Here is a 5,303-nt window from a genome sequence, read left to right on the forward strand (position 1 = left end):
CCGCGCCACATCGTGCCGATCCACACGAAGAACTTCATGCCGGTCGGCACCGCGATGAGGAAGCTCAGGAAGCTGAAGAACGGCAGCAGCACCTGACCGGTCACGAACATGTGGTGCGCCCACACGCTCATCGACAGGGCCGCGATCAGCAGCGTGGCCGACACCAGGCCCTTGTAGCCGAACACCGGCTTGCGGCTGAACACCGGGATGACCTCGGTGATGATGCCGAAGAACGGCAGCGCCACGATGTACACCTCGGGGTGCCCGAAGAACCAGAACAGGTGCTGCCACAGCATCGGGCCGCCGGTCTCCACGTTGAAGACCTGGGCGCCGAGGATGCGGTCGGCGGCCAGGGCGAACAGCGCCGCGGCCAGGAACGGGAACACCAGGACCACCAGCAGGCTGGTGACGAAGATGTTCCACGTCATGATCGGCATCCGGAACATCGTCATGCCAGGCGCGCGCAGGGTCAGGATCGTGGTGATCATGTTGACGCCACCGAGGATGGTGCCCAGACCGGAGATCGCCAGGCCGACCACCCACATGTTCCCGCCGACGCCGGGCGAGTGCAGGCTGTCGCTCAGCGGCGTGTACGCGAACCAGCCGAAGTCAGCCGCGCCGCCCGGAGTCAGGAAGCCGGCGACCGCCAGCGTGCCGCCGAACAGATACAGCCAGTACGCGAACGAGTTGAGCCGCGGGAACGAGACGTCGGGCGCGCCGATCTGGATCGGCACCACGAAGTTGGCGAAGGCGAACACGATCGGCGTCGCGAAGAACAGCAGCATGATCGTGCCGTGCATGGTGAACAGCTGGTTGTACTGCTCCGGCGACAGGAACTGCATGCCGGGCCGGGCCAGCTCGGCGCGCATCAGCAGCGCCATCAGGCCACCGAGCAGGAAGAACACGAAGGACGTGATCATGTACATGATCCCGATCTGCTTCGCGTCCGTCGTGCGCAGGATCCGCGCGATCGCTGAGCCCTTTACCTGGGGGCGGACCGGCCATGGCCGGGTCACGATCGGCTTAGGCGCGACGGTCGTCACGAATAGCCTCCGGTGTCTCGTTCGTCCCGCTCAGTACGCCCCAAGCTGAAGGCGTGCCTCCCAGGCAGAATAGTCCCCCGTCGGGTTACCGCGGGCGCGGGGCTGCCAAACAGCCGACGTGGCTTCACATGGGCCCGACGAGCTCACGGAACTGGTCCCCGAACATCTCCCGGCCACGGCGGCGCAGCATCGGATCACGCAGCGCGGGCGCCACATCGCGGGCGTTGTCCCGCTCGTGGGTCTGCGCGCGGACGTGCTCACAACGCGGCTTCCGCCGGGCCTCGAAGGCGGCCAGCGCGGCCGGGATGTCGTCGGGCGTGGCGCGCAGCACCTCGCCGAGCACCACCGCGTCCTCGAAGGCCATCGCAGCACCCTGCGCCAGCGTCGGCGCGGTCGCGTGCGCGGCGTCGCCGACCAGCAGCACCGGCCCGGTCGACCAGCGCTCCAGCATCACCTCGTCGGTGCGGGCGACCTGCACCTTCTCGATCGCGTCCAGGATGGCCGGGACCGGCCCGCCGAAGTCACCGAACAGCTCCCGCAACCGCTTCTCGGGGTCGGCGGGGTTGGGCTGACCCTCGTCCACGGTCTCGTCGGCATAGCAATACAGCCGCCGGCTGCCCATCGGCATCACCGTGAAGGACGACCGCCGACCGAGCAGGGAAGTCCAGTCGCTGATCCGCGGCCCGCCGTTGACCACGCTGCGGTAGACGATCTGGCCGGTGGGCACGGCGGGACCGCCCAGCTCGGATTTCGTGCGGATCGTCGAGCGCCGGCCGTCGGCGCCGACCACCAGGTCGTACTCCTGCATCCGGCCGTCGGAGAACTCGACCTTGGCCACGCCGTCGGAGATCTCCAGATCCCGCACGGCGGTGTCGTAGCGGACCTCGCCGCCGACTCCGGTGAGCAGCACCTGCTGCAGGTCGGCCCGGGACAGCGCCCGGGACTCGCCGACACCCGCCCAGAGCGCGGCCGCGTCCAGCTCGAAGAGGGGCTCGCCGGTCGAGTCGAGGAAGAGCTGGCGGAAGATGAGGTCACCGAGCGGCCGCAGCGGCGCGTCGAGGCCGAGCTGCCGCAGCGCTCGCGTGGCGTTGCCCGGGAGGTGGATGCCGGCGCCGGGCAACATGCTGGCGGGCAGCTCCTCGACCACGTCGGGCCGGAAGCCGGCGACCCGCAGGCCCCTGGCCGCGGCGAGACCGGAGATCCCGGCCCCCACGACAAGGATGCGCAAGGTCATCGGAGCAACGCCTCCGAGGGGAGTTGGACACGCGTCGGAGCCAAGACACTACCCGCCGCCACCGGAGCGGGAAACCCACGATCAAGTCGGCGCCCGATTTGTTCGAGACGAGCAGTCTGCATCGTTCGGCCCCCATACATCGCCGCGGTTGTTGGATCCGGAGTGGACGTTCTGCGACTCACGGGCCGACGTGGACGAGTGAGCCCATCGGCACGCCGGCCAACGCTCGCGTGTCCCTCGAGAGGTGGGCCTGGTCGGCGTAGCCGGCGATGGCGGACGCCTCTGCGAACGACGTGCCCGCCCGGGCGAGCCGGACGGCCCGCTGAAACCGCAGGATACGGATCAGGTGCTTCGGCCCGTACCCGAAACCGGTCCTGACCCGGCGCTGCAGCTGCCGCGCGCTCAGGCCGAGCCGCTCGGCGATCGCGTCCACCGTCCACCCCGCGCGCGCCCGCGCCGCCACCTCGACCAGCGCCGGGTCGGGCTCGCGCCAGCGCATGAGCGCCGCCTCGGTCAGCGCCTCGCCGGGAGACGAGGACTCCGCTATGCGCCGCACGTCGGCCGGCGACCACAACTGGTCGAGCGGCACCTGCCGGTCGGTGAACTCGTCAGCCGGCGAACCGACGACCTGCGGCCCCGTCCCCGCCGCGAAGCGCAGGCCGAACAACTGCCCGCCGCCGGAGCTCTCCGAGACCTGCGCGGTGGTGTCCGGACCCGCCACGAACACACGACCGTCGTGCCAGATCAGATCCATACAGCCGTCCGGCAGGATCCGCGACGCGTGATGGCCCGGCGGCGTCAGCGACTGCCAGGCGATCACGTGCGGGAGGCGAGCGGGCCGTTCGGAGTACATGCAAAGACCTTCGCACGGGGGTACGACAAGATGGGTCCGTGAGCGACCGCCTCGATGAATACCGCCGCAAGCGCGACGCGAAACGCACCCCCGAGCCGGTCCCGCAGCGCAGCCCCGAGCCGCGGGATCGCGAGAACAGGTTCGTCATCCAGCAGCACCACGCGCGCAGCCTGCACTGGGACGTGCGGCTGGAGCGCAACGGCGTGCTGGTCTCCTTCGCCGTGCCGCGCGGCCTGCCCCGCGACCGGAGCCGGAACAACCTGGCCAAACACACCGAGGACCACCCACTGGAATACCTGACCTTCTCGGGCGAGATCCCGGCCGGCGAGTACGGCGGCGGCCGGATGTTCATCCACGACACCGGCACCTACGACACGGACAAATGGCGCGACGACGAAGTCAGCGTCACCTTCCACGGCGAGCGGACGTCCGGGCGTTATGTCTTCTTCCAGACCGGCGGCAACGACTGGATGGTGCGCCGGATGGACCCCGCCGAGCCGGGCTGGGAAACCATGCCCGACCTGGTCGAGCCGATGACCGCGACCCGGGCCGCGAAGCTGCCGGCCGACGACGCCGAGTGGGGCTACGAGATGAGCTGGGCCGGGCGGCGGACCGTGGCGTACGTGTCCGGCGGCCGGGTCAAGCTGCTCGACGCGGAGGGAAGGGACGTCACCTCCTGGTATCCCGAGGTGCGCGGGCTGGGCGACGCGATGGCGCCGACCGAGGCGGTGCTGGACGGCGAGATCGTCGCCTTCGACGGCACCACGCCGTCGGCCGCCCTGCTCGCCCGGCGCAAGGAGCCCAAGGACACCGCCGCGGCCCGCCGGGCGGCCGAGCGTACGCCGGTGCAGTTCCTCGCCTACGACCTGTTGTGGCTCGAGGGGCACTCGACCGTCGAGGCGATCGGATACGTCCAGCGCCGGGAGTTGCTCGACGGCCTGGGCATCGCCGGCGACCACTGGCAGACGCCGCCCTACTTCTCCGGCGGCGGCGCGTACGCCCTGGAGGCCGCCACGGCACAGGGGCTGGCCGGGGTGGTGGCGAAGCGTCTCGACTCGGCGTATAGGCCGGGCCGGCGTACCCGCGATTGGCTGTCGATCTCCGCCTGAATGACCTTCAGTACGGCTCCGGTCATCCGATGAAAGGGGTTTGCTGACCGGGAATTCGGAAAGGTCTACGTTGAGATGCTGCATGTAGGGCCGATCCGATGACCAATTCTGTGACCTCTGAGATGTCTGCCGAACTCTGGAAATCCGCTGCCCAGGTCCTCTCGATCAACTGGATCAACGACCACACCGTGCCGTCCCGCCGCCTCTATCCACACCAGTGGAGCTGGGACTCGGCGTTCACCGCGATCGGCCTCGCCTACGTCAACCCCGCCCGCGCGTGGCACGACCTGCGCAGGCTCTTCGAGGCGCAGTGGCCGGACGGCCGCGTGCCGCACATCGTCTTCGACCCGAGTGTGGCGGAGGGTGACTACTTCCCCGGCCCCGCGTTCTGGGACGTGCCCGCCCACGGCTCACGGCCGGCGCGCGCCAGCACCGGCCTGGTGCAGCCGCCGATGCACGCGATCGCGGCATGGGAGGTCTACCGCCGCTCCACGTCGCACGGCGCCGCGTGCGCGCAGCAGGCGATGGACGAGTTGGCCTGGCTCTACCCGCGCCTGGTCCGGCAGCAGGACTATCTGACCGGGCGGCGGAACGCGGGCGGGGCCGGACTGGCCTGCCTCGTGCACCCGTGGGAGTCGGGCGTCGACAACAGCCCGTCCTGGGACGCGGCCATCTCCGCGGTGCCGGCCGACCTGAGCCTGCTGTCCCGCTACCACCGCCGCGACCTCGAGGTGGCCACCGCGGCGCACCGGCCGACGGACATCGACTACGCCCGCTATGTCCACCTTGTCGTGGCCTACAAGGAGTCCGGATATTCGGACACCGACCTCGCGGCCCGCCACGACTTCGTGGTGGAGTGCCCGTCCTTCAACGCGATCCTCGGTGCGGCCGAGATGGCGCTGGCCCGGATCGCCGCCGTCGTCGGCGCCGACGCCGAGCCACACCGCGAGCGTGCCCGCCGCATCACGGCGGCCATCGTGGACCGGCTCTGGGATCCGGACACCGCGACCATCCGCGTCCGCGACGTGCGGACCGGCACCCTGAGCCCAGCCCCATGCATCAAC

At 70.2% G+C, this 5,303-nt stretch carries 5 protein-coding genes; 2 read left to right on the top strand and 3 right to left on the bottom strand.

All coding sequences use genetic code 11. From position 1 onward, the window contains the following. The 3 genes from AB0M20_RS25850 to AB0M20_RS25860 all read right to left on the bottom strand — a co-directional run. A partial coding sequence (locus tag AB0M20_RS25850; protein WP_364302391.1) for a cbb3-type cytochrome c oxidase subunit I occupies window positions 1-1,043 on the bottom strand: 1,043 nt, incomplete at its 3' end. A gap of 124 nt (window positions 1,044-1,167) precedes the next feature. Next, on the bottom strand, window positions 1,168-2,277 hold the full coding sequence (locus tag AB0M20_RS25855) for an FAD-dependent monooxygenase (protein ID WP_364302393.1): 1,110 nt from the start codon (window positions 2,275-2,277) through the stop codon (window positions 1,168-1,170). A gap of 178 nt (window positions 2,278-2,455) precedes the next feature. Next, the gene (locus AB0M20_RS25860; protein WP_364302395.1) at window positions 2,456-3,130 is read right to left on the bottom strand and encodes a helix-turn-helix domain-containing protein; all 675 of its coding nucleotides are present in this window, start codon (window positions 3,128-3,130) and stop codon (window positions 2,456-2,458) included. Window positions 3,131-3,168: 38 nt separating this feature from the next. On the opposite strand from AB0M20_RS25860, the gene AB0M20_RS25865 reads away from it, so the two are divergent. Continuing rightward, a complete protein-coding gene (locus tag AB0M20_RS25865; RefSeq protein ID WP_364302397.1) occupies window positions 3,169-4,239 on the top strand; it encodes a DNA polymerase ligase N-terminal domain-containing protein in 1,071 nt (356 codons plus the stop codon). Window positions 4,240-4,361: 122 nt separating this feature from the next. Beyond that, on the top strand, window positions 4,362-5,303 hold a 942-nt coding region (locus tag AB0M20_RS25870), incomplete at its 3' end, for a hypothetical protein (protein WP_364302399.1).

Source organism: Actinoplanes sp. NPDC051633 (genome assembly GCF_040681735.1).
Classification (GTDB): domain Bacteria; phylum Actinomycetota; class Actinomycetes; order Mycobacteriales; family Micromonosporaceae; genus Actinoplanes.